Origin of the sequence: Pseudomonas sp. PS01297 (assembly GCF_029959305.1) — a bacterium.
Classification (GTDB): Bacteria; Pseudomonadota; Gammaproteobacteria; order Pseudomonadales; family Pseudomonadaceae; genus Aquipseudomonas; species Aquipseudomonas helleri.
The window spans coordinates 1-20550 of the sequence record NZ_JASCPQ010000004.1 but is presented as its reverse complement, the minus strand read 5'-3'; the positions used below and the strand labels follow the sequence as shown (position 1 = coordinate 20550).

Below are 20550 nucleotides of genomic sequence, written 5' to 3'. Positions count from 1 at the left end.
AGTCCCGTTTATTCAGCTCACAACAGAAACGCTCCTATAGAACTTAGCCATCGTCCGATTCTGCACTGACTTGATGCCCTAGGGAAACCTAGCCAGCAACGCAATCTTTTGAAGCAAAACCTCTCCTGCTGGGCTTTGATTCTAAGTGGTTGGCCAAGCAGTACCCAATACGAATCTGTCTGAAAAGTGGCAGGATGACGTGTGGGCTGCTGCCTAGATCTGTAGCTGTTCCAACTGGCTTTCTCTTCAGCAGATGACAGCCGACCTTTCTTCAGCACATGAGCCAGAGGGAATTGCAAATTGCTCCGGGGCAACGATACTGAAAGTCAGGGACATCCTTATAGGAAAGACCTACTCTCGTGTGAAGTGAAGTCAACCTGCCCATTCCCTGGTCGATGAATATTCATATTTTAGGAAAGAAGAAGCTTCGCTGTTGCTTGAACGTAATGATATCTGAAGTGTGGATCTGGCTAGCCTTACGCCTGACCCCTCCATTTGAAGTCTTGATCACGATTTCATTGCTACCAAGCAGTGCTGAATTTATGTCGTCACTATGGGCTGGGGTGTTATTGTAGATTTTCTCATAGAAGTCTTTCACCTGCACCGTCGGCGTCGAGTCGTGAAGGAACTTTGGAATATCCTCCAGCAACTCTTCATTCGCTTGTTCTCTGGCAGAGGCATTAAATAGGTAAAGTGTCTTCCCCTCGTTAGGGTCGTGCGCAAGCATGTTGAGTCCTGCTCTACCATAGTGTGCTTGTGTTTCGATATCCTGGTGGAGGATGTCATTATACACCTGTCGAGCGCGATGAGAATTGGCCAAATGAATGAGCCAATATCGCCAGCCTCCAGGGTTATTAATAGAGAACGGGCTGACGAATCGTGCGCATTTTTGAAAGCTACTGAACACGATTCGCTCTGCTGTTCCTAGCCATTCCCGCCTGGAAGTATGCTGAACCAATGCCTCGAAATCTGCGCTAGTCAGCTGAAGGTAAGACAGTTGTGTTCTGAGAGCTTCTGGATCATTTTTCTTTAGAAACGCCACCAGGGCCTCGATCATGAATGTGTAGAAAACTTCCACAGACTCATTGAGTGCCATCATGTCGATCAGCGTTTCGGTAGCTACATGGCTATGGCCACATTGATCGAGGTTGAAGATTATGCTCTTGTACCGTTCGGTGCGAATCAGACCTTTAACAGTTGGATAGATATTTTCGAAAAGCTCACAGAAGTAATGGATATTGATTTTTAGATTTGGGTTTGGGTGAGCATGCTCAAGCAATACGGGCGCAAGGTTGGTTTTGAGGATTTTGATGGCTTCTGCTTCAGCGTCATTAAGGATAAGGCTGCACTCGATCTCAACAAGAGGCATCTTATCCAACGCACGCTTCAAGTTTATGGCGGTTATAGCTCGACTCAGCTCCTCAACGAAAATGATCGGAGATCCAGCTGCGCCACAGTTATACCGTCCAGCGCCACTAAAGCCATCAACGACAGCGAGCCGAAATTTCCTTACCTGAGGAGATCTGCACCGTGTCATCACATAGTTAAAGAAGTATTCGCGAAGAATCTGATGCTTTTTCCTTGAGTGCTCGGAAAGGGTAGCGCCTTCTTCCCAAGTATAGATCTTTCCTACCATGGATATTCCTTATCAGGCTACGGTGTCTCTACTAGGCCATGCCCACCAGCTTTACAGGCATTTCATCCCAGGTTTTGCCACGGTATTCGCGACCGTTAGCTTTTTTCGAACGGCGGACATTGTCTTCACCCCACGTCCCCCACTGCTTAAAGAAAAACGCTGTGCCGCTTTCTAGGCACTGGGTGTAGATCTCATCAATCCAGCCTTCCTTCACAGGCCGCGCTTTATTCCCGCTCTCACCGCCGACAATCGCCCAGTCAATCTGCGAGAGATCGATGCTGCCTACGGGGCCAATCAATGGCTCAAAGGAGATGAATCTGATCTGGGCAGGTGTGTCTTTCAGAAACTGAACGCGCCCAGCAGCATCACGATCTTCCACGGAGGTGCCCAGCCACACATTCGGCAGTACCTCAATGATGACTTCATTGAGAATCTGCTTCATCCGCTCTGGGCGCTTGGTCAGAATTTGATAGTTGTGATGCGGGGTTTCTCGCATCACCTTCCACACGGCAACGATGAACTCGTCACTGACCTTCTCATGGAAGAGATCGCTCATTGAGTTCACAAAAACCTTGCGAGGTTTTTTCCAGCGATACGGGATCGCCAAGGAGTCATGGTCTTCGAAGATAGAGCCGTTCCAGACGATGCGCTTGTTCTTTTTGCGGGTCAAGCCCATGTACTTCGGGGTGCCCATGGCTTCAAGCCGACGTGCCATTTCCATGGCATAGCAGTTTTTGCACCCGGCACTAATGATGGAGCAGCCTGCTACCGGATTCCAGGTAGAGTCTGTCCACTCAATCTGTGTCTCTGCCATATCCTTTCCTAGCCCCCTCGTTTGCGTTCCTAATTGGCGCATTTCTGACCGAGAGAGCCGAATTCGATGGCCATCATAATGAATTACTTGCCGTTAGGGCAGATATGAGGCGGTGATTGGGACTCTTTCAGTCGAGAGCTGTACGCATGTACAGTTTACTGTCATTTGCTCGATTTGGCCCTCAGAGGCAGACGCTTCCTGCCCAATGGCGCATATGAAAGAGAGGAAAGAGCTAAAAAGCTAGCGGTGGTCTGCCGAAGCGGCCTAACAATCGGTCGGGCGTCCTATACCCCCGGCCCCAGAAATGCGTGGTTACGGTATCGGTTCTAACGGCGCCCCCAGGATATTGATAAGGGCGCGTGATGCGTGCAGGATAGGTGTGGCGCATTGCTACCATGGAGGGAGTTACAGAATGCCGTACTCGCATCAGTTCGTATGCTTGGCCAGTTCCAAGAAGCCTTATGGCCGTTGTATAGCCGGCAAGCTATGGGGGGGAGAGAACCAAGGAGTGTGGATTCGCCCCGTAAGCAACCGAGAGCATGACTCGATTTCGGACGTGGAACGCACGTACGCCAACGGCCAAACTGTACAGGTAAGGGATCTGGCCGCAGTGACCTTTTCGGGTTTGCAGAATCATCCCTACCAGAATGAAAACCATATTATCGTCCACCCACCGTTGTGGATTTCGCAAGGTCAATTGAGTCTGGTTCAGATCGCCGGCCTTGAAGATCATCCCCTGAGGCTTTGGGAGTCGGGCCATCACAGTCGTTGTGGCGTAAATGATCGGGTTCCCCCAGAGTCCCTGAACCTACGGCGGGAGTCGCTATACCTGATCCGGCCAGAAAGGGTTTCTGTTAGGGTTTCAGCGGAAAGCGCTCAGTGGGGTAACCACAGGCTCAAGGCCCGTACTTTCTTCTTATACAATCAGATTCAGTACGCTTTTAGTATCACTGACGAACCTGCTGAGCAGTATTTCTTAGGTCTTGGGACTGGTATTCACCATCCAGAAGGAATCAACTATTTTACAGTTAGCTTAGGTGATATCGATCCCCACACGGGTTACGCCTACAAGCTTGTCGCAGCCATTCTCTGACGGATGCCCATGAAAATACTGACTATCGGCTTCACCGAAAAGAAGGCTGAGCGCTTCTTCTCTCTGATCAAGCTTTCAGGCGCCAAGCGGGTCGTGGACGTCCGGCTAAACAACATCTCCCAGCTTTCCGGCTTCGCCAAACGTGATGACCTGAAGTATTTCCTGACCGAGATCTGTGACGTCGACTACGTCCACCTGCCCGATCTGGCTCCTACCAAGGAGATTCTCTCGCCGTACCAGAAGAAGGACATCACCTGGCAGCAGTACGAGGAGAAGTTCATGAACCTGATGGCGACGCGCAACATCGAAAAGCATGTGCGCCGAGACCTGATGGAGGGAGGGTGCCTGCTCTGCAGTGAGCACCAACCTCATCAGTGCCATCGTCGGCTCGTGACCGAGTACCTGAAAGAGCATTGGAGCGACGAGTCCATCGACGTCAAGCATCTCGTATGAGTGATACCAAGACTATCCTGATCGCCTATCCGAAGGAGTTCCTCTGCTACTCGAAGCTGCAGAGGAAGGTACAGTTCTACACCAGCCAGTCCCCTGATGTGCGGCTGGTTGCGGTATCTGACCCCAACGAGTATGTGAGCACCTACGCGAAAGAGCAGGGCATTTCTTTCGAACTGGTGGAAGATCAGGCTGGCGCCGTCGAATTAGCGACGCACGCGATTCTCTTGGAGGATCGCGAGTGCTTTGCCGATTTGAGAAAAGCTTTGGGCCAGGCCTCGATTCCAACCCGTATCGTCCCGCTGCAGCTCACCCAGGTGGTGAACAAGGATCGAGGAGACCTCTACGACGTCTACATCGGTCGAGGCACTATCTGGGGGAATCCCTACCAGATGGGCCAGGACGGTGATCGTGATGAGGTCATCCGCAAGTTCGCCTACGACTTCGGTCGTGGCTTCCTCAAGGCATCTGAAAACCTCGAGCACAATTTAGGCATCATCAGGGGCAAGGTCATCGCATGCCACTGTAAGCCTGCTGCGTGCCATGGGGATGTCTTGGCGGCGCACCTTAATGCTCAAGATGATGGCCAGTAGATGATACTAAATACACAATATTGATTGGTAGAATATCTAATCTACTAGGGTATCAGGTATTCAGCTCCGTCATTGAGAGCTATTGCTCTGAGATGTATCGCCGAAAGACTAATCGGCGATGCAGCTTTAATAGAGCTTTACTGGTTGCTGGTTTCGCCCCAGTATTGCGCATTGTATAAGCCCTTCATGTTTCGGGTTTCGACGTGTCTCTGGTGGATAGTGTGGTCTGGCAATTCAAAGAGTTTCGGTGATTCAACAATCTCACATTCATTTTTTAGTTTTTCGATTAGTTTTTGAATTCTGTCAGGCAGCTCCGATAGTGAGTTGCACTCGGGCAAAATATTCTTGAGAATGTTGCAGTTGATAGGCGTGATGTTGTTCTGTTTTAGTGCCTGCCAGCCATGTTTTGTGCCGAAACCAGCGTTTGTGAGAACCCCGCGCAGATGTTTGAGGCTTTCGAAGTGGAGAATGCCGGGGAAAGCCTTTTTAAAAGTCTTTATTTTGGCTTCGTCGGTTAGGTTGTCGAAACGTAAAGTCTGATCTACAGCTTCTTCAATTCGCCCATCTAGCCTTCTAGCCATCCTGGCGGACTCAGCGTATAGAGTGGCTTTGGCTTGGATTGTAAGGATGGTATGAGATTCTTTGCAATAGACCAATAAGTCAATCTCGCCGCCTTCGAAATCTTTTTCCAGACTTATGCCCAGACCATTGCTTTCAAAGTGTTTCGCAGCCCTTTTTAAAAGCTCGGGCTCGAAAAGCTTGGAAATCATGTTGTCAAATTTATATTTCTTCTTCTTGGGTGGGTCATTTTGAATTGCAATCAGGAGGTTTCTTGCTCCGAGTAAAGTGGCGATGGCTGCGGGTAAGAAATACACTTCATCTTCGATGCGCCAAAAAGGCGGCAGGAATTTATTTGATATTTTAGTGTGTTCGCCTTCGACGCAGAAGAAGAATTCTGAGAATTTATCGAAATCCGAGTTTGATACGCCGGACAGCTTTTGGATGAGGTATTTGATTTCCGAGTATTTCATTTTTGCCATGGCCAGACCTTGCCAAAGCTTTTTCCCGAGCGGCTTGTCGTGCAAGGCGTTGGCCGTTAAGTATTCATCGACAACAATTGATACGTCAATGTAGGTCTGGCCTATGCACATAAAGGCTGTACGGATTTTTTTGAACTCTGATGGGGAAGAAAACCCAATGTGCGTGTAAAAAGAGTCAGGTATTATGTCGGCTTCAACGAAGGCGTCCTGGGAATTGGCATACATTTTTGAGATGTAGTCAAAATATGCAGTGGGATTAATCGGCCTCTTTGAATCGAGCCTGTAAAAAATTTTCTCGAATAAAGTCTTTGGGCTTCGCTCAAGTTGGGTTATCGCCGGAAGTGAAAGACTGGTCAGGATGACGTCAGTCAGCTCATGGTCTTCTGTATCTTTGTCGAAGTAATCGATATAAGATTCATGCTCGCTTTTTCTCGTGAAGCTGTATATGTCATTATGAATAAATGGAAATACAATATTTAGATTTGCACATGCAAATAGATTTTTGAAGTCTTCATTTTTTATTTTGTAACCTGATTCGGTGCAGGCTTCTAATGTTTGGTTGGTGAAGTCTTTGACTTTTTCAAAAATGAAGGTGTATGGGATGAGTGTGCTATAAGGTATTTCCATGTTGTTTAACAGGCTGCGGGTTGCAATCTGGCAAAAATGGTTGTAGATGTATGGGAAAGGCAGCTTTAAGATTGGATTTCCATCAAATAGGCTGTCTACTTGCGACTCTAGTTCTTTCATTCTGTCCCTTGAATTTCGAAGTATGATAGTTGTGAGTGGATTTGAAGGTGGCTCTGATTTCGCTTGTGGTGATTTTAGAGCTGCTATTCATTATAAGCTAAATGCTTAAGAGTTTATTTATTTTAGCTGATGCTAGGATGGTTGTGGTAGTTTGACTTTCGCACCAGCTGACTGTTTGTCCTTGGTTGATGTAAGATTGCGCTTTTTTATCGCAAGTCGGTATATGCTTTCCGCAAGGTGCTGAGAGCAGGTGCGCGCCGAAGCGGTATTTTGAAGTTTATTCTACAATGCCCTCAGAAATGGGTATGGGGCATTACCTATACTTCGACCAACCAGGTCGACCATCAAGCTCTTCCAGAAGATCATCATCATTTCTCGCACGATAGCTGTTCGACACAGGGCGAGGATCCATTTCTTCGAAGCTCAGGATTGACTGGGTCTGCCTGGTAGGGGCGTGGTACGTGGCTTGTTCGTAGCAGGCGAATCGCCGAGCATCGTTACTGGTGCTCCAGTCTGATCCCTCAATGTCTACCTCATGAAGGCCGCTGATGCCTGCCTTGTACGCCTTGGCTGCTGCAGAGTTCTGGGGGAGGGGGATCCCCTTAGTGATCCACACCCTGGCATCTCGCAGGGCCATCGAGCCAATCGAATATTTGACCACGCCATCCTCAGCTACAACGAAAGCCAGATGGCCTTCAGAGGTCTGTGCGAACTTGGATGCAATGCAGGAGCGGGAGGCCTGGAAGTGATCAGCCAGATCGGCAAGGCTCTCCAAGGAAAAGTCTCGCTCCTCGGTTAATGGCTGGATCATTGCCGAGGGAACCAAGCACTCGGAAGCGAAGAGGTCACACAAAACCTCTTCCGGATGCCGCCCTGTGAAGCGCTCTAGCTCATCACCAGGCACTTTCTCGCCGTGTTTGGACGGGAGCTCAAGGGCATGGTGTGCGATCTCATGAAGGATCGTGAAGCGCTGTCGAACCGGGCTGTCCTTTTCGTTGACGCAGATGTGCTTCTGTCCACGCCTTTCGAAAGTGTTACCTGCTTCACCCACCTCAAGCTCCACACGTGAGACCTTGAAGCCCAAGTGGAGCGCAAGTGCCTCGACATCAACGGGTGCTGTGTTGATGCCGGCGTCTTTCAGCAATTTTCTAGCTCGTGAGATGACAACGTTTTCGTCCATGAAAGCCCTCGCCGTTACATTTGCTGGATGAGTTGGATCCGCTTGAGCCACGCATCCTCGGTGTTGGGACGCTCACCTCGGAAGCTCATTGTTGCCACGTCTTCAAAATCCAGCCATGGGATGTCCACCCTCGAGACCATCAGACGGTATAGGGAGTCCTCAACCGTGACCGACTTGGCCAGCAGCTTGAATACCTCCACTTCGCGCTCATCCAGCTCGAGCGCTTGACTCAGGCGGTCTACGACTTCCTCAGAGGGTGCCGCTCGATCTCCCTTCTCCAGTCTCCAAATGTATGCGTGATCCAAGTCGCCTGCGCGTCTCTCCAGGTCACGAAAGCTCAGCTCTTTCCGTTCACGCATGGTAGCGATGAACCCGGCCAAATCCATTTTTTTCTCCAACCTCTTGCATTGCCCAAACGGGCGGGAGTAGTCTGTTGCCTAGCCAGACAACAGCTCGCGATTCATGATCCATAATAAGCGGCTTTTTTTTGAAGTCCACTGTTGTCTGGCTGGACAACGACCCTTGGGTCGTTTTTTAAGGACGGTGGTGTTGTCTGTCTAGACAACAGATCATTTGGTTCAAATACGAGGATTCACCCCATGAGTCAATTGAACGATTTTGAGGTTGAGGACGTGGCAGCCGCCGTCTTGGCGGGCCGCGAGGTGCGTGATCACGGCCCGTACAAAATTCAGCTCGGCAACGATGCGCTGGAGTACCGGCCTCTGGTGATCGCTGATCCTGTTCCAACCGGGCAGCAGGTGCTGGAGGCTGCTGAGTTCCGCCCAGTTGACGAGTACCTGTTGTTCCAAGTGCTCACCAATGGGCACCTGGAGCTGCTCAGCCCCAGTGAGACGACCGACCTGCGCCAGGCCGGCATCGAGAAGTTCCTGGCGTTCAAAAGCGACCGCACCTTCCGCTTCTTCATCGAAGGGCGGGCTCAGGACTGGGGGGCTCAGCGGATTTCCGGGCGCACCCTCAAGCAACTCGCCGGCGTCGATGCGGATAAATACGACATCTTCCTGGTGGTGCCCGGCGATGACGATGAGCTGATCGAAGACCGCGACTTGTTCGACTTGGCTCGTCCGGGTGTGGAGCACTTCGCTGCAGTTGAAATCAACATCAAAGTGTTCGTCAACACCCATCCGGTGTTCGTCCACACCCGCACTATGTCGTACTGGGAGGTGGTGCATTTGGCCTACCCGGACGCGCAGCCTGGGCCCAACGCTCACTTCACCGTGACCTACGCCAAGGGCCATGAAGGTAACTCGCTGACTAACCTGGTTGATGGTCAACACGTCCGTATCAAGAAGGGGATGCACTTCAATGTCACACCAACTGATAAGTCGTAGTCCTCATCTCCTGAGCCTGCGCAACGAAGGGTATGACCTGGATACCAAGGAGGGTTATCTCCTGGTTCGGGACGTGCCCTACGTGAACGCTGAACGTCAGGTGTGCAAAGGCGTGTTGGTTATGGCACTTAATCTGGTGGCCGATATTGCAGGCAAACCAAGCGACCATACGGCACATTTCATTGGTGACCGCCCTTGCGATTCGCAAGGGCGTCCCCTCGAAGAGATCATCAACAACAGCAACGCGAACACGCTGCTGCCGGATCTGGTCGTTAACCACTACTTCTCGGCCAAGCTGCGGGGTAGTGAGTATGCCGATTACTACCAGAAGGTATCGATCTATGTATCGATGCTGGCCGGCCAAGCGCAGGCCATTGATCCTAGCGTGACTGCGAAGACCTTCGCTCCCGTTCGTTCGGACATGGAGGACACCAAGTTCGCTTACACGGATACGGCGTCACCGCGTGCAGGAATTGCAATGGCCACCCAGAGGTTCAAAGGGCTGAAAATCGCGATTGTTGGGCTGGGCGGCACCGGTGCCTACATCCTAGATCAAGTCTCGAAAACTCCAGTGGCGGAGGTTCACCTCTACGATGGCGATCTGCTCCAGCAGCACAACGCGTTCCGCTACCCTGGTGCTGTGCCGTTCACCACATTGGAACGGGGCCTAAAGAAGGTGGAGTATCTCCATGAGGCGTACAGCCAAATGCACCTTGGCATCACTCAGCACCCGACAATGATCACTGCAGCGAACGTGGGAGAGCTGCGGCAGTTTGATTACGTGTTCCTTTGTGTGGACAACACCGCTGCGCGAGCAATGGTCGTCCGGGAGCTCAAAGGAACTAGGACATCACTGCTCGATGTGGGAATGGGAGTGCATCTGGTCGATGGTACCCAGCAAGTCTGGGGCACCTGCCGGGTGACCGCCCTGACGCCAGATCATCACGATCATGCGTCTCGTACCATGCCGTTGACCGAGAATGAGGCAGAGGATGCTTACCGTTCGAACCTTCAGATCGCAGACCTGAACGCGCTGAATGCGGTGCTCGCAGTGGGCATGTGGAAGCGGCTTTGCGGTTTCTATGTGGATAACTGCCAAGCTGGACAGGTCACTTACTCGACCAACCTCAACGAAATGGGCAACAGCGAAAAGGAGGAGGATGATTTATGAAGGTGAAGCATTTAACGCCGCAGTTTGTCGAGAGCTTCCCTGCCAGGCTGGAGCAAGGAGAGCTCTACCTTGCCATGGAGTTCGCAACTGCAGCTCACCTCTGTGCCTGTGGCTGCGGAACCAAGGTGATCACACCCTTCTCCCCAACCGATTGGCAGATGTCATTCGATGGGGAGAATGTTTCTCTGAAACCTTCCGTTGGCAACTGGGCGTTCCCATGTCGCTCGCACTACTGGGTACGCTCGGGTCGTATCGAGTGGGCAGGAGACATGTCCCAGGAAGAGATCAACGCGGGGCGGAAGTTAGATGTTGAAGCGAAGGCGCGTGCTCAGACTGGCAAGCCAAGCAGCAATCTTCAGCAACCGTTGCCAACCGCACAACCACCACTCCGAGCGCCTTCATTGCTTGGAAAGCTAAGGCAATGGTTGGGGCTGTGATGGCGACGTCGTCCACCCTACGTTCCGCTGAATGTGGAGGAAAAGAGCGGGCCCATGGTAGGAAGGGCCCCCGTTTCCGACATTGAGGCAGCCTAATCTCAGTTGAATGTCCCAACCCTCTGTACCTTTAGCCGGCATTATTAGTAGGTCAGCGAGAAAAACTCGACTCGCTTCTACGCCCATTCGTAATGTAATGACACTCGCAAAAAATCCGATAGTTTGAGAAAAATTTCTCAAGATCATTATGAATCGACCGAGCCCACGCCAACCGATCTGCGCTGGGCGATAAAAATTCCAGCGTGTCGTCGACGCTCTCACGCAAGTGGAATACATTATTACGAAATTTTCGGAGGTAGTTGTAATGCTTGTTGATAGATTTACTTAGTTTGCTGGACTCGGGAACTAATTCTTGATACTCAAGGGGGCGCTCGTTATTCAGCAATAGATACACATTTAGCTTTTTGTATCCCTCGCATGTTACGGCTAGAAAGCCCAGCCAAGAATCCATATAAATCCTTGATCTTATCTCTTCCTCAAAAGTTTTTTTTTGATTATTTTCCCATTTTTTGTTGATGGCGTCATATTGCTTCAGCATCAGATCTGCTGCGTAGAAGTAATGTACGTTTAGAGTCAGAACCTTGTCGGAATCTCTGTGTGGCAGAAGGTCGCCTTGATCTCTACTATCGATGGAGGTAGTGTTTTTTAGCGGTTGATTGGCCAGGCGGTAGAGGTTCATTTCTAACGGAAGAAGTAGGCCCTGACTCACTGCCAGGTTAAACACCCCAATGAGTTCTTTGTTATCCGCGAAACCATAGGTCTCGTCTCGGTGCTTGGCGAAGTTTCCGAGTCGCCATGCGTCTAGACCCGATATCTCACCCAGTCGACCAAAGTCAAAATCTACGCGCCCGTCGGGTAGATCCACCCAGCATCCAACCCCATGCTTATAAAAGGCGGTGCCTTCATTCAGAGTGGTGAATTTTGAATGGTCGGTTTCAACCCATTCCCCGGATGTGTAGGGAAGAGCGATTCCCGATTTTTGCATCAACGTACACGCTGTCCGAACAGCCTGCAGGTAGTCATCTATTAAATTGGATAGGCGATAGTCCATGTGGCCTCTAATCGGATAGCGGTTTTTCAAGAAGGGGGCGCGCGAGGCGGAGCACTCGTCCAACGTGCTGCTCCGCCCGAAGAAGCAGGCGCGGCGACATGTTAATTAAATGTGACGGCGATGTCTTGATTGGGCCATTACTGAATGGCGATATTAATCGTGCTCCGCTGAGGGAGGAGTACGGCTCTAGCTCCGGGAAGTCTCTGCACCGTCATTCCATCCTCATCTTTTTTCAAGCCATCCCAATGGTCAGTAATCTTCTAGACCCCAACGCTGATATTGTGAGGTTTGACCATGAATTTTCCAGACACCCCCTCGTTGGCTATTTTGAAATCAGACGCCAAGATTCTTCTGCGTGCTGCCCGTGATCAATAGATGGGCGCCATTGTCCGGCTTGTGCACTATGGATATTAGCGCAGCGAGGAGATGACCTTAGATAACTGTCTGTGTGTCGTTCCCAAGGAGTACGCTAGGACGTTCGCGACTGTAACGCTCAAATAGACGCTCATTTCTCGATATGTGCAGTACGCATAACTGAATGGTGATTGGCGCGAGCCATATAAATACTCGCAGTAACCAGGTACTCACAAGGGAGGAGGGGATGAAGCTATTTTTGGATTGCGAGTTCACCCAGCTCAACTGGGACACGAAGTTGATTTCGCTGGCACTCGTGTCCGAGGCCGGCCACGAATACTACGTTGAACTCACAGACACCTACCTCGTGGGAGACTGCAGCGACTTCGTGATCCAGAACGTCCTACCTCAGCTCAACCTACCTGAACATGGGCAACCCCTGGTCGAAGCTCAAACCTCACTGCTCGCTTTCCTGAGCAACCTTGAAGGCCCGCTCGAGATTTGCTCGGACGCTCCGGACTGGGACTGGGATCTCTTCTGCCAATTGGCCTATGTAAATCATCGTTGGCCAGCTAACGTTGCTAATCGCGCGATCAACCTGATCCTGTTATTCAGACATCTCGAAGCGGATGATATCGGCAACGTGACGCTCACGGAACTTCCCCATCACGCGCTGCTGGATGCTCGCCTCTTAGCCGACCTTTATCGTCGACTAATGCCGGTTTAAATCGAGGCACTGAACATGGCTGATGATGATCTTCGTACGCGTGAGGCTGTCAGGCGCAAAGCACTCTGGACACTGTCGCACCTGATGCCAGGCGATCCGAAGGCTGCCGCGATTCTGGATGTTCTAGACGAAATTGACGACCAGGAACGGGTCGACTTAAAGCTGAGTCATCCAAGCCTCGATACCGATGCCGTCCGCAAAGCAGTCCAGATTGAGCGCCACCGTTCCAGTATCAACATTGTGGACGAGGCCAGTATTCCACAGCCGTGGCGTGAGCGTTTTCTACAAGCGAGCATCGGCTCGACGCGCCTGATCGATGGCCCCTACGCCCATGATTAGGAAAAATTCCTGACGCAATGGCAGGCTGAAGTACAGCACTTGGATACTCACATGTCCGCTAGACGAGCGCTTCAGCGATAAGCATCCGAGGCAGCTTCGACTATCTACAGTGGACGGCGCTGACTATACTGCCATCACTAGATAGCTGAGGTGTTACATGTCCCGTCTTGCCGAATTCCGGAATCTTGAACAGAAGCTTGCCGCGCAGTTAGCAGAGCTTGAAACCCTTAGAAACGATGGCGGCTTGAAGCGTGAGATCGAATTCGAGCAGAAGCTCTTGGATCTGCTCGGCGAGTATGGCTACAGCTTGAAAGATATCGTCGCCGTCCTCGATCCTCAGCCCCATAGACGCCGCGTTCCAGCTGCTGCTGAGACTAAGAGCACCCGGAAAGTTCGGGCCGGCAAGGTATATAAGAGTCCCCTCTCGGGCGAGGTCGTCGATATGGAAGACGGCAATTACAACGTCTTGAAGGGAAGTAAAGCCGAATACGATTCCGAAAACTTCGAAAGTGAAACCATTCGTTTATTGCGATTACCATCATCCACCGGAGATGAAGTGGATTTTCAGAAAATTGATGAGCTGTTCAGCAATGCTGATATACATGATGTTTTCGTTAGTAATTATCGACACCTCGCGGAAGTGATTAGCAACGTATATGAGCATGCTGGTTCTGACACTGACGCCATTGTGAATTGGGATTTGACCGTGTCGATTAGTGGCGATGTCATTGATATATGCATTTCTGATGACGGACAAGGAGTGCTAGGTTCGATCAGTAAACTCGATCAGAAGAAATTCACCGACACTTCAGCAATGAAGTTAGCCTTGAGTTTGGAATCTCGAATCCCGCACCGTGGCAAAGGGCTAAAAACTATAATTCGGGCGGTCAGCGATGGCTATCTAAAATCGATGTCTATTAGGAGTGGCAATTGCCTATTTCTTGCGACAGAGGCAGGCCAGCAATATGGCGCAACCGCTCATCGGCAAGGTACTGAAGTGCGACTGACCATTTCCTTAAATGGTGGTCGAGCATGACATTGTTTATTCTTAAACTGGCCGAGTACACAAAATACCCTTTTAACCGCTATAAATCGCATGGCCGGCACAGCGCGGAAGAGTTTCGAAATGATTGGTTGGCCCCAGCGCTTAAGAAAAATTATGAGGTCGTACTTGATTTGAATGATGTTACTGGTTTTCCAGCATCGTGGACTGAGGAGGTATTCGGCGGGCTGATAAGGAGTCACGGCTACACAGTGAACGAACTTCGTAATCAATTGAAAATCGATGTGAAGGACTTCTTGATAGAGGAAGAGATCTGGTACCATATCGAGAGGGCAGTGAAATGACTTTTGATCTGTTTAAAGCAGTGATTGTCGCGGTAATTGGGGGAATGTTCGGCGCATGGTTGACTGCCATTCGTTCGAAATGGACAGCCTTTTCAGCCGACTATTCTAAGCGACTTGAGCACGCTTTTATTTTAATTGATCATTTTGCAGAGTGCTCATGCATTTGGTGGGAGGGTATTGATCCATCAGATAAGTTGAAAGCCAGCCCTGTTTACCTAGTAGGCTTAAAAATCAGACTTTCCACCCTAATTATTTCTATGGAGCGGGATTATCCGGGGTTCAATAAAAAAGCCGTCAGTGATGCATATGCTGCACTCGGCAAGGCTAGTACGGGCGGAAACTTCCCTTTCAAAATACCCGATGAAACATCTCGAGTAACAGAAATACTTAAATGTGCAGAGATTCTAAAAGCAGAGCTTTTCGCAGTTCGTAGGCGAGACTACACTATGCGGCTGACAATGAAAAAGTAGGCGCATAATAGTCGTTCCGTAAATTGGCCAGTTGCGAGCGTTGGAGTTTCTGCGATCTGCATATGCCGTAGGGAAATGTTTTAACTGGGAACCCAGAGTAGGGTGGGTCTGTTGGCAGGGCGCGCAGGCGTGAGGATAGAAGCCCTGTGGGCCGAGACGAAGCTCGGTTCACGACAGCCGCTCCCGAAGGGCACGCAACAACCCTAATCTACGTGCAGAGTCCGATGGGTATGGCTGACGATGACGATACAGTGTATAGCGATGTTCAAATGCCCCTTGCGCAAGGCCAGGAGTTGCTGCAGTTGGTGAGCACCCTGAGAGAGTCAATTCCCCATTCGGCCCTCAATAGAGTCTTCGAGCGCATGCATGATGAGCTCGGCACCTCAATCGATATCATTGAGAACTCACCGAACTGAGGGCCATGGCGTCAGTAAATAGGCCTCCATTGAAAACCATTTTTACATTTTTGAACCCCTGCGAATGGGCTGTGGCTGCAAGCAAGTTGCCTGCTTGCTACCGTTATGTTTGAACTAAGTCTTTGTATAACTCTCGGGCCTCAATGATCTGATCCCTGAGCTCCTGGGGGTCAATGCGCATGCCCCCGCGAGGTGTTACCTGAAGCGTCTTCAACCGGTTCGCAGCTTTGATGAACTCTCGTTCTTCCGCCTTAATCCACTCGGGGCGCTTGTCTTTCCAAAATAGCCAACCCATCTGCCCGGCCTCGTCTTTGATCGGATGCTCAGCAGTATGTGGGAGCGGTAGCCAATGTCCAAGCAAGAAGGTGAGTCGGATCGCTCTGAAAGCGGAGCGCGCAGACCTGGAAGGTCGGAGGGCATGAGGATGGAAGCCCGCAGGGCCAAGACCTGTCGTAGACATGGCTTGGTTAACGACAGCCGTCCCTGTAAGGGCATGCCACCACTACCGCAGCGTTGATGATTACCGAAAGGTGCGCTGATCAAATGATCGGGACACAACTCCCTGTGCGCAAAGATCATACGTTTTGCGCAACGCTACTTCATCGCCAGAAGATGCCCGCGTATGTGTAAAGATCGTCGACAGAAACCGCCTCCTTTCGCCGTTGCCAAGCTCAGACCAGATCCTCGCTTGCCCTTGTGCATCAGGAACACCCAGCCGGTCGAGGAAATACTTTTCAAGGCTGTGAAGCCGTTGCTGACCATCTACCAGAATCTCGCTGTTTTCGGCCAATGCCCTGCTACCGATCACTGGCTCGTACCAGTCATTCGTGAGGTAGCTCCCCAGATCCGCGCCTGACCACACAGCAGAGATAAAGCGAGCCTTCTGCCCTAGGTTCCACTCCAGCCCGCGCGCCCACGATGGAACGGGCATGCCCATAACGAATCGCGCAGCCCACGGAAACTGCTCACGAACGGAGGAGGGATCTACCAGATACTTTTCCCAATGGCCGACTAAGACCTCGAGGTGACAATGACTGACGGTCGTAGGTAAAAGACGCTGCGGCATATGGATGTGTAGGTCTGATGTTCCGCCGTCGGCGTAGCGTTTAAAAAAGGAAGTCATGGTTTTCCTGGGTAGCTCAGGTTGGTCGAAGTATTCGGGTAGGTTCGGGCGAATCGCCATGCATCCACCGTTGCAATGATCAGCAGATCTCGCGCGATGGAAATCTCGATCTGGTCGCAATCGGCCAAGGCTTGTACATAGCCCTCGGCATAGGCCGCCGCTTTGTCGAATTCGGATGTGCAGGCTGACGATTCGATGTGGCTGATCAGCCGCTCCCATGTGCGCCGCTGGCGGTTGCCGAGAATCGTGCAGGGGAACGATAAGACGCCGCATAAGCGCTGTGCGAAGTCATGTGTAGAGAGGGTCAAAGCCGTCGCTCAAAAAAGGTACTTACACATCACAAACGGTTGGTTTCGGAAAACCTTGAGCCTGAAGTGATCTTTTTCTGAAGATATACAGGTTTGCCCAAGCACGGCAGTTGGGACTGATGCGTTGGAGGACTGTCACATCAGGCAAGCGGAGCACGCATGCACGAAGATGGAAGCCCGGAGGGGCAAGATAGCCATTGAAAATGGCTGGCTTGATTCACGACAGCTGGCCCGAAGGGCGTGCCAAATGCCGGTCTGCATGAATAAGCTCTCTGACTGAGTTTGGCATGCCGTCAGCATTACTCAAATACCCTGTTCCAGGCCCGTTTATTCAGCTCGTTGCAGGCATCTTGTGAGCCACCGAATACACGTCCAGCTACCCTTTAAGCGCCAATATCTTCTACTAAGCCAAAGCCATAGAGTCCAAGATAGAAGGCGCAATAAAGGAAGGCTGACTCAGCCCTCCTGCGTACTAACTGACTAACGAGATCTTATAGCGCTGGAGCCTGTTCCTCTTCTAGCTCCAGCGGCTGGCCTGGTATGTACTCTATGTAACTGCGCATCAACCTGCACTCCCTTGGCTTAAATAGCTCATCAAAAATAGCATCCAGCAGCTCAAGAACCTCCTGAATCATTTTCTGGACTTCATAGTCCCTGGCTGTGAATCTGACGTAGATCGGGCTTCTTCTCTTTCCTGGAGTAGCAACGAACTCAAAGTAATAGATTCGAGCTCTTTCTTGTTCTTCGCTATCTCTTCTCGCAATGTCATCCTGAAGTTCACGAATGGTTTCGGGGTCATAGTGTATTCCTTCCTGCGTAGTTAGTTTGTGCCATGTGAGTCTGGAGCGCTTGAGGTGTCTGCCACTTATATATTTGCCGTCAAGCTCAAACGATATTCCTTTTGGTTGGCCGTCCTCGTTGAGGGTCAGGTCGATATAGACCTTTTGCTTCCTTAGTAGCCGGGTGAACGTGAACATATCGCCATCGACGGCGTTGGTGGCTTCGATAGCGCCTGCGATCTTCGCGATCATCTTGTGCTTCAACGGCAGGTCGCCGTCGCGGATCGAGGCTTGGAGCTCTGCGTGAGTGATCGAGGCGCCCCATGTGTCCTTGGGCTTTGGTGCCTTGGTGAGGCCGAAGCGATCTTCTATGCCCGACACTGAGTCGAGGCTGATGGTTCGCTCGTTGCTGTCTTTGACCATGGAGAAGTCATCGTTGAGCCTGATCCTGTTAGCGACGATGTGGACGTGTTGGTGTTCTTTGTCTTGGTGCATTACAGCTACGTACTGGTTGGTCTCGTTGAAGCCCAGGTCTGTCATGTAGGTCTGGACGGCTGTGCGCCACTGTGCGGTCGTCAGGGACTCTCCGGGCCGAAGGGACAACATTGCGTGGAAGACTGGCTTGATGGCTTTATCAGAGTCGATTGAGAAGCGGCGAAGGGTCTCAATCTGGTCGAACTCCTTGATCATCTCCGCGAGGTCTGCTTCGTTACCCTGAAGGACGCCTGGCAGCGGATCTTTGCTCATAGTGTTGTGACTGATCGTCCGGATTCCGCTGATATCGTGATCGTGCTTGGTGCAGCCAAAAATGTACCGAATCCGGTTCTTAAACGAGCCTACTGACTTAGGAAAAATCTTGCCGATCATGCAACACCCCCAAAGTTGACTTGGGCGATATACTTCACTTTCTCAAGCAGTTCGGAGCCTGGACGGCCCGCGTTGATCATCGAGGCGAGGTTCATAAGCTCACGGGCGATCTGAACAATGTCCTGGGTGACTTTGGGCTTCACCTGCCCATTGGCAACGTAGTCACGGATAAACGTCCCAGCGGACTTATAGCCTGCTTCAGCCATCTTTGCATTCAGGGCATCTAGCTCAGACTTGTTAAGCCTGAAAGTGATCCTAGTCTCTTTATTCTGCTTCTCAGTGTTTTTCATCTTGACTCTCTTTTATTGTTTTATTTGTCGAGGCAATCACGCAACACCCGGAGGGATGTGAGTATCTAGTCCTGCTTGTCTGACACAGACACAACTGGCTAAAATGAAACTCTTAGCTATTGTGCAATTGGAGCTTTTGATGGCTCAACAGATATTTAAAGATTTTTTAATGTATAGCTAAACTTTCGCAAGGTGTGAATGCGAAATTGCAATAGGTGAGTGCGGTTTCGCTCTAATGGAGTGCGAATTCGCTTTGGGTGAGTGTGTTTTTGCATAGTGGTATAGTGGAATCGCAAAAGGGGGTTGCGACTCCGCTGTTGAGGATTATGATTTCAGCTGGCTTTTTTACGCTTATTCTTGGTGAAAAATCTTTTTTATTTTGTGTCGCGTTAATGTAGTCAGGGACATAGGGAAGGCGATGCCTTTTTTTCCCTGCGCCGCAACGTTTTTTATCGCGTCGCGTACAAAATTGAGTAACTCTTTCGAGGGCGGGGTGAATGTGGAGAGTGATTTTTCGAAGGCTTTCTGCGCTTGGCTTTCAAGTTGTTTTTGCATGCCGAGCACAACTATTTCGTTCTCAGGAACCAAGCGTTTTCTTGTGTAGGGGACTAGAACTCCATCATCATCACGCTTGCTTTCCATCCTGTAAACATAGAGTTCATGCCGTCTATTTGCCGGGCACCAAACGCCAGCTAGCAACTCTGTGTGCATCGCTTCGAAGTCTTTAAGTTCCAGCTTAAACTTAGAGGCCGAGGTTAATGCTTCGGTAATTGAGTATTCTATTGTGCTAGCAATAAGTTCTCCAGTGAGAAGACCTTCAAAGTTACGATCAAGGAACGTATCGTCATCCCATGTGGAGCCAGAGGTATTTTGTTCGAGAGGATTTTTCTGACAGTGCCGAATCGCGGTGTAGCCGATTGACCCTTCTTGGGATCTTCGGTAGCTGATTCTGAGCTTGCCGAGGTGCGAAGTAATGCTATTAATTATGTGTTGCGCAGTAAGAGTGCTCCCTGCAAAGCTTATGAATATTTTATTGTTTTCGTATACTTGGTTATAACTATGGAATGAGCCACCAGGAGAAAAACTTGGCTTCCATAGTTTCACATCGATTTCGTAAGTTTTTCTGAAACCATTGAGAAGCGTTTTACCGTTCGCGTCTGTGATCGCACTGTCCGCTACAACGTACAGGCCTTCAATCTCCATCGTGGGATCGCTGGGTTTCGCTTCGTCATCAAAGTATTTCGAGTAGTCAACGGACTTGGCGTACTCATAGCCTGCAACAATCAAAGTCATTTTGATTACTACCTATAGGATCATCGTTTCCAGTGTGAGTTTATCTGAAGTAATACGGCAACATAACCACCTCCGTGTCACGCCCTTCGATGGCAGGTGATCACACGGTGTAGTCGCTATGGCGAAATTTGCCTTGTCATCGGTGCCAAGGTTGGAAGAAAAGTGGGTAGTGCCAGTCGGTAATGCCATGACTGAGCGTGTACACCGTCACTGTGGATTCCAACCAGTCTGTCCAATAATTCAGCTATTTTGGTACGAGGCTGCTACATAAATACGTACACGAGGCGAACACGATGACGGTTTTGGTCAATGAATTAACGCTTTGGCGATCCAATCCATCATGGGTGCCACAGAAAATCTTCTGGAGGGTTCTGAGCGCTCTAGATGAGAGGCTTTAGAGTGTTTTTCGGTCATGATCTATCGTTCAAATATGTGCTTTTCAGCCGTTTCGCCTGCTTGGAGAAGCACAGTGCAGCAAAGCCTTTTAGCTTCTGCTGAGGCGTAATGGCCGGGAGTTTATCAGGAATCCTAGTGGCAATTGACTTATGTAAACATTGAGCCTGTAGGAGCGAGCTTGTCTCGCGATCTTTTGATTTTCAAAAGCAAAAGATCGCGAGAC

General features: G+C 50.4%; 21 protein-coding genes and 1 pseudogene. 11 read left to right on the top strand and 11 right to left on the bottom strand.

Going from position 1 to position 20550, the window contains the following annotated elements; genetic code table 11:
* Positions 1-403: 403 nt before the first annotated feature.
* Positions 404-1636 (bottom strand): three-Cys-motif partner protein TcmP, encoded by a 1233-nt coding sequence (locus QMX84_RS02725; protein ID WP_282363047.1) that lies wholly within the window; start codon positions 1634-1636, stop codon positions 404-406.
* 31 nt (positions 1637-1667) lie between these two features.
* A complete protein-coding gene (locus QMX84_RS02720; RefSeq protein WP_282363046.1) occupies positions 1668-2450 on the bottom strand; it encodes a phage Gp37/Gp68 family protein in 783 nt (260 codons plus the stop codon).
* 556 nt (positions 2451-3006) lie between these two features.
* Between QMX84_RS02720 and QMX84_RS02715 the strand changes: the two genes are divergently transcribed.
* From QMX84_RS02715 to QMX84_RS02705, 3 genes are read left to right on the top strand one after another with little or no spacing between them, the layout of a single operon-like run.
* Positions 3007-3543 (top strand): hypothetical protein, encoded by a 537-nt coding sequence (locus tag QMX84_RS02715; protein WP_282363045.1) that lies wholly within the window; start codon positions 3007-3009, stop codon positions 3541-3543.
* A gap of 9 nt (positions 3544-3552) precedes the next feature.
* Positions 3553-3996, top strand: coding sequence for a DUF488 domain-containing protein (locus tag QMX84_RS02710; protein ID WP_282363044.1), 444 nt, complete (start codon positions 3553-3555; stop codon positions 3994-3996).
* The gene (locus QMX84_RS02705) at positions 3993-4586 is read left to right on the top strand and encodes a DUF4326 domain-containing protein (RefSeq protein WP_122768510.1); all 594 of its coding nucleotides are present in this window, start codon (positions 3993-3995) and stop codon (positions 4584-4586) included. Before QMX84_RS02710 ends, QMX84_RS02705 begins: the two co-directional genes overlap by 4 nt.
* 137 nt (positions 4587-4723) lie before the next feature.
* Here QMX84_RS02705 and QMX84_RS02700 read toward each other — a convergent pair whose 3' ends face one another.
* The 3 genes from QMX84_RS02700 to QMX84_RS02690 all read right to left on the bottom strand — a co-directional run bounded on the left by QMX84_RS02700 (position 4724) and on the right by QMX84_RS02690 (position 7939).
* Positions 4724-6373, bottom strand: coding sequence for a hypothetical protein (locus tag QMX84_RS02700; RefSeq protein WP_282363043.1), 1650 nt, complete (start codon positions 6371-6373; stop codon positions 4724-4726).
* A gap of 313 nt (positions 6374-6686) precedes the next feature.
* Complete coding sequence (locus QMX84_RS02695) at positions 6687-7553, bottom strand: ImmA/IrrE family metallo-endopeptidase (RefSeq protein WP_282363042.1); 867 nt, start codon at positions 7551-7553, stop codon at positions 6687-6689.
* 14 nt (positions 7554-7567) lie between these two features.
* Positions 7568-7939: a helix-turn-helix transcriptional regulator gene (locus QMX84_RS02690; RefSeq protein ID WP_010217754.1), complete on the bottom strand. Its 372-nt coding sequence runs from the start codon at positions 7937-7939 to the stop codon at positions 7568-7570.
* Between the two features lie 213 nt (positions 7940-8152).
* Here QMX84_RS02690 and QMX84_RS02685 point away from each other — a divergent pair, with 213 nt between their 5' ends.
* The 3 genes from QMX84_RS02685 to QMX84_RS02675 are packed head-to-tail and all read left to right on the top strand — an operon-like array spanning position 8153 to position 10510.
* Entirely contained in the window at positions 8153-8902 is a 750-nt protein-coding gene (locus QMX84_RS02685) for a multiubiquitin domain-containing protein (protein WP_282363041.1), read from the top strand.
* Positions 8877-10073, top strand: coding sequence for a ThiF family adenylyltransferase (locus tag QMX84_RS02680; protein WP_282363040.1), 1197 nt, complete (start codon positions 8877-8879; stop codon positions 10071-10073). The genes QMX84_RS02685 and QMX84_RS02680 overlap by 26 nt, the downstream gene beginning before the upstream one ends.
* A complete protein-coding gene (locus QMX84_RS02675) occupies positions 10070-10510 on the top strand; it encodes a DUF6527 family protein (RefSeq protein ID WP_282363039.1) in 441 nt (146 codons plus the stop codon). The genes QMX84_RS02680 and QMX84_RS02675 overlap by 4 nt, the downstream gene beginning before the upstream one ends.
* Positions 10511-10658: 148 nt before the next feature.
* Here the strand turns inward: QMX84_RS02675 and QMX84_RS02670 are convergent, their stop codons facing one another.
* Positions 10659-11618, bottom strand: a complete 960-nt coding sequence (locus QMX84_RS02670) for a hypothetical protein (RefSeq protein WP_282363038.1) — start codon at positions 11616-11618, stop codon at positions 10659-10661.
* A 601-nt stretch (positions 11619-12219) separates the two neighbouring features.
* Here QMX84_RS02670 and QMX84_RS02665 point away from each other — a divergent pair.
* The 5 genes and pseudogenes from QMX84_RS02665 (at position 12220) to QMX84_RS02645 (ending at position 14855) form a co-directional block, all read left to right on the top strand.
* Positions 12220-12699, top strand: a complete 480-nt coding sequence (locus tag QMX84_RS02665; protein ID WP_282363037.1) for a 3'-5' exoribonuclease — start codon at positions 12220-12222, stop codon at positions 12697-12699.
* A gap of 15 nt (positions 12700-12714) precedes the next feature.
* Positions 12715-13038 (top strand): hypothetical protein, encoded by a 324-nt coding sequence (locus QMX84_RS02660; RefSeq protein ID WP_348775187.1) that lies wholly within the window; start codon positions 12715-12717, stop codon positions 13036-13038.
* A 157-nt stretch (positions 13039-13195) separates the two neighbouring features.
* Positions 13196-13561: pseudogene (locus QMX84_RS02655) on the top strand (histone-like nucleoid-structuring protein, MvaT/MvaU family); the annotation flags it as partial.
* Between the two features lie 509 nt (positions 13562-14070).
* Positions 14071-14385 carry an STAS-like domain-containing protein gene (locus QMX84_RS02650; protein WP_282363036.1) on the top strand — a complete coding sequence of 105 codons (315 nt, stop codon included), beginning with the start codon at positions 14071-14073 and terminating at the stop codon, positions 14383-14385.
* On the top strand, positions 14382-14855 hold the full coding sequence (locus QMX84_RS02645) for a hypothetical protein (protein ID WP_282363035.1): 474 nt from the start codon (positions 14382-14384) through the stop codon (positions 14853-14855). Before QMX84_RS02650 ends, QMX84_RS02645 begins: the two co-directional genes overlap by 4 nt.
* A gap of 936 nt (positions 14856-15791) precedes the next feature.
* On the opposite strand, the gene QMX84_RS02635 is transcribed toward QMX84_RS02645, so the two are convergent.
* The 5 genes from QMX84_RS02635 to QMX84_RS02615 all read right to left on the bottom strand — a co-directional run bounded on the left by QMX84_RS02635 (position 15792) and on the right by QMX84_RS02615 (position 19931).
* Positions 15792-16394, bottom strand: coding sequence for a hypothetical protein (locus tag QMX84_RS02635; protein ID WP_282363033.1), 603 nt, complete (start codon positions 16392-16394; stop codon positions 15792-15794).
* Positions 16391-16702 (bottom strand): hypothetical protein, encoded by a 312-nt coding sequence (locus QMX84_RS02630; protein ID WP_282363032.1) that lies wholly within the window; start codon positions 16700-16702, stop codon positions 16391-16393. The genes QMX84_RS02635 and QMX84_RS02630 overlap by 4 nt, the downstream gene beginning before the upstream one ends.
* 491 nt (positions 16703-17193) lie before the next feature.
* Positions 17194-18348: a relaxase/mobilization nuclease domain-containing protein gene (locus tag QMX84_RS02625; RefSeq protein WP_282363031.1), complete on the bottom strand. Its 1155-nt coding sequence runs from the start codon at positions 18346-18348 to the stop codon at positions 17194-17196.
* A complete protein-coding gene (locus QMX84_RS02620) occupies positions 18345-18638 on the bottom strand; it encodes a hypothetical protein (protein WP_282363030.1) in 294 nt (97 codons plus the stop codon). Before QMX84_RS02620 ends, QMX84_RS02625 begins: the two co-directional genes overlap by 4 nt.
* 351 nt (positions 18639-18989) lie before the next feature.
* Positions 18990-19931, bottom strand: coding sequence for a hypothetical protein (locus QMX84_RS02615; protein ID WP_282363029.1), 942 nt, complete (start codon positions 19929-19931; stop codon positions 18990-18992).
* Between the last annotated feature and the right edge of the window lie 619 nt (positions 19932-20550).

What these genes read in the sequence shown, in the direction of transcription:
- QMX84_RS02720 (WP_282363046.1), bottom strand. Translation starts at nt 2,450, where the DNA reads ATGGCAGAGACACAGATTGAGTGGACAGACTCTACCTGGAATCCGGTA.
- QMX84_RS02680 (WP_282363040.1), top strand. Translation starts at nt 8,877, where the DNA reads ATGTCACACCAACTGATAAGTCGTAGTCCTCATCTCCTGAGCCTGCGC.
- QMX84_RS02705 (WP_122768510.1), top strand. Translation starts at nt 3,993, where the DNA reads ATGAGTGATACCAAGACTATCCTGATCGCCTATCCGAAGGAGTTCCTC.
- QMX84_RS02615 (WP_282363029.1), bottom strand. Translation starts at nt 19,931, where the DNA reads ATGACTTTGATTGTTGCAGGCTATGAGTACGCCAAGTCCGTTGACTAC.
- QMX84_RS02620 (WP_282363030.1), bottom strand. Translation starts at nt 18,638, where the DNA reads ATGAAAAACACTGAGAAGCAGAATAAAGAGACTAGGATCACTTTCAGG.
- QMX84_RS02685 (WP_282363041.1), top strand. Translation starts at nt 8,153, where the DNA reads ATGAGTCAATTGAACGATTTTGAGGTTGAGGACGTGGCAGCCGCCGTC.
- QMX84_RS02660 (WP_348775187.1), top strand. Translation starts at nt 12,715, where the DNA reads ATGGCTGATGATGATCTTCGTACGCGTGAGGCTGTCAGGCGCAAAGCA.
- QMX84_RS02725 (WP_282363047.1), bottom strand. Translation starts at nt 1,636, where the DNA reads ATGGTAGGAAAGATCTATACTTGGGAAGAAGGCGCTACCCTTTCCGAG.
- QMX84_RS02645 (WP_282363035.1), top strand. Translation starts at nt 14,382, where the DNA reads ATGACTTTTGATCTGTTTAAAGCAGTGATTGTCGCGGTAATTGGGGGA.
- QMX84_RS02710 (WP_282363044.1), top strand. Translation starts at nt 3,553, where the DNA reads ATGAAAATACTGACTATCGGCTTCACCGAAAAGAAGGCTGAGCGCTTC.
- QMX84_RS02700 (WP_282363043.1), bottom strand. Translation starts at nt 6,373, where the DNA reads ATGAAAGAACTAGAGTCGCAAGTAGACAGCCTATTTGATGGAAATCCA.
- QMX84_RS02650 (WP_282363036.1), top strand. Translation starts at nt 14,071, where the DNA reads ATGACATTGTTTATTCTTAAACTGGCCGAGTACACAAAATACCCTTTT.
- QMX84_RS02665 (WP_282363037.1), top strand. Translation starts at nt 12,220, where the DNA reads ATGAAGCTATTTTTGGATTGCGAGTTCACCCAGCTCAACTGGGACACG.
- QMX84_RS02695 (WP_282363042.1), bottom strand. Translation starts at nt 7,553, where the DNA reads ATGGACGAAAACGTTGTCATCTCACGAGCTAGAAAATTGCTGAAAGAC.
- QMX84_RS02670 (WP_282363038.1), bottom strand. Translation starts at nt 11,618, where the DNA reads ATGGACTATCGCCTATCCAATTTAATAGATGACTACCTGCAGGCTGTT.
- QMX84_RS02675 (WP_282363039.1), top strand. Translation starts at nt 10,070, where the DNA reads ATGAAGGTGAAGCATTTAACGCCGCAGTTTGTCGAGAGCTTCCCTGCC.
- QMX84_RS02625 (WP_282363031.1), bottom strand. Translation starts at nt 18,348, where the DNA reads ATGATCGGCAAGATTTTTCCTAAGTCAGTAGGCTCGTTTAAGAACCGG.
- QMX84_RS02635 (WP_282363033.1), bottom strand. Translation starts at nt 16,394, where the DNA reads ATGACTTCCTTTTTTAAACGCTACGCCGACGGCGGAACATCAGACCTA.
- QMX84_RS02690 (WP_010217754.1), bottom strand. Translation starts at nt 7,939, where the DNA reads ATGGATTTGGCCGGGTTCATCGCTACCATGCGTGAACGGAAAGAGCTG.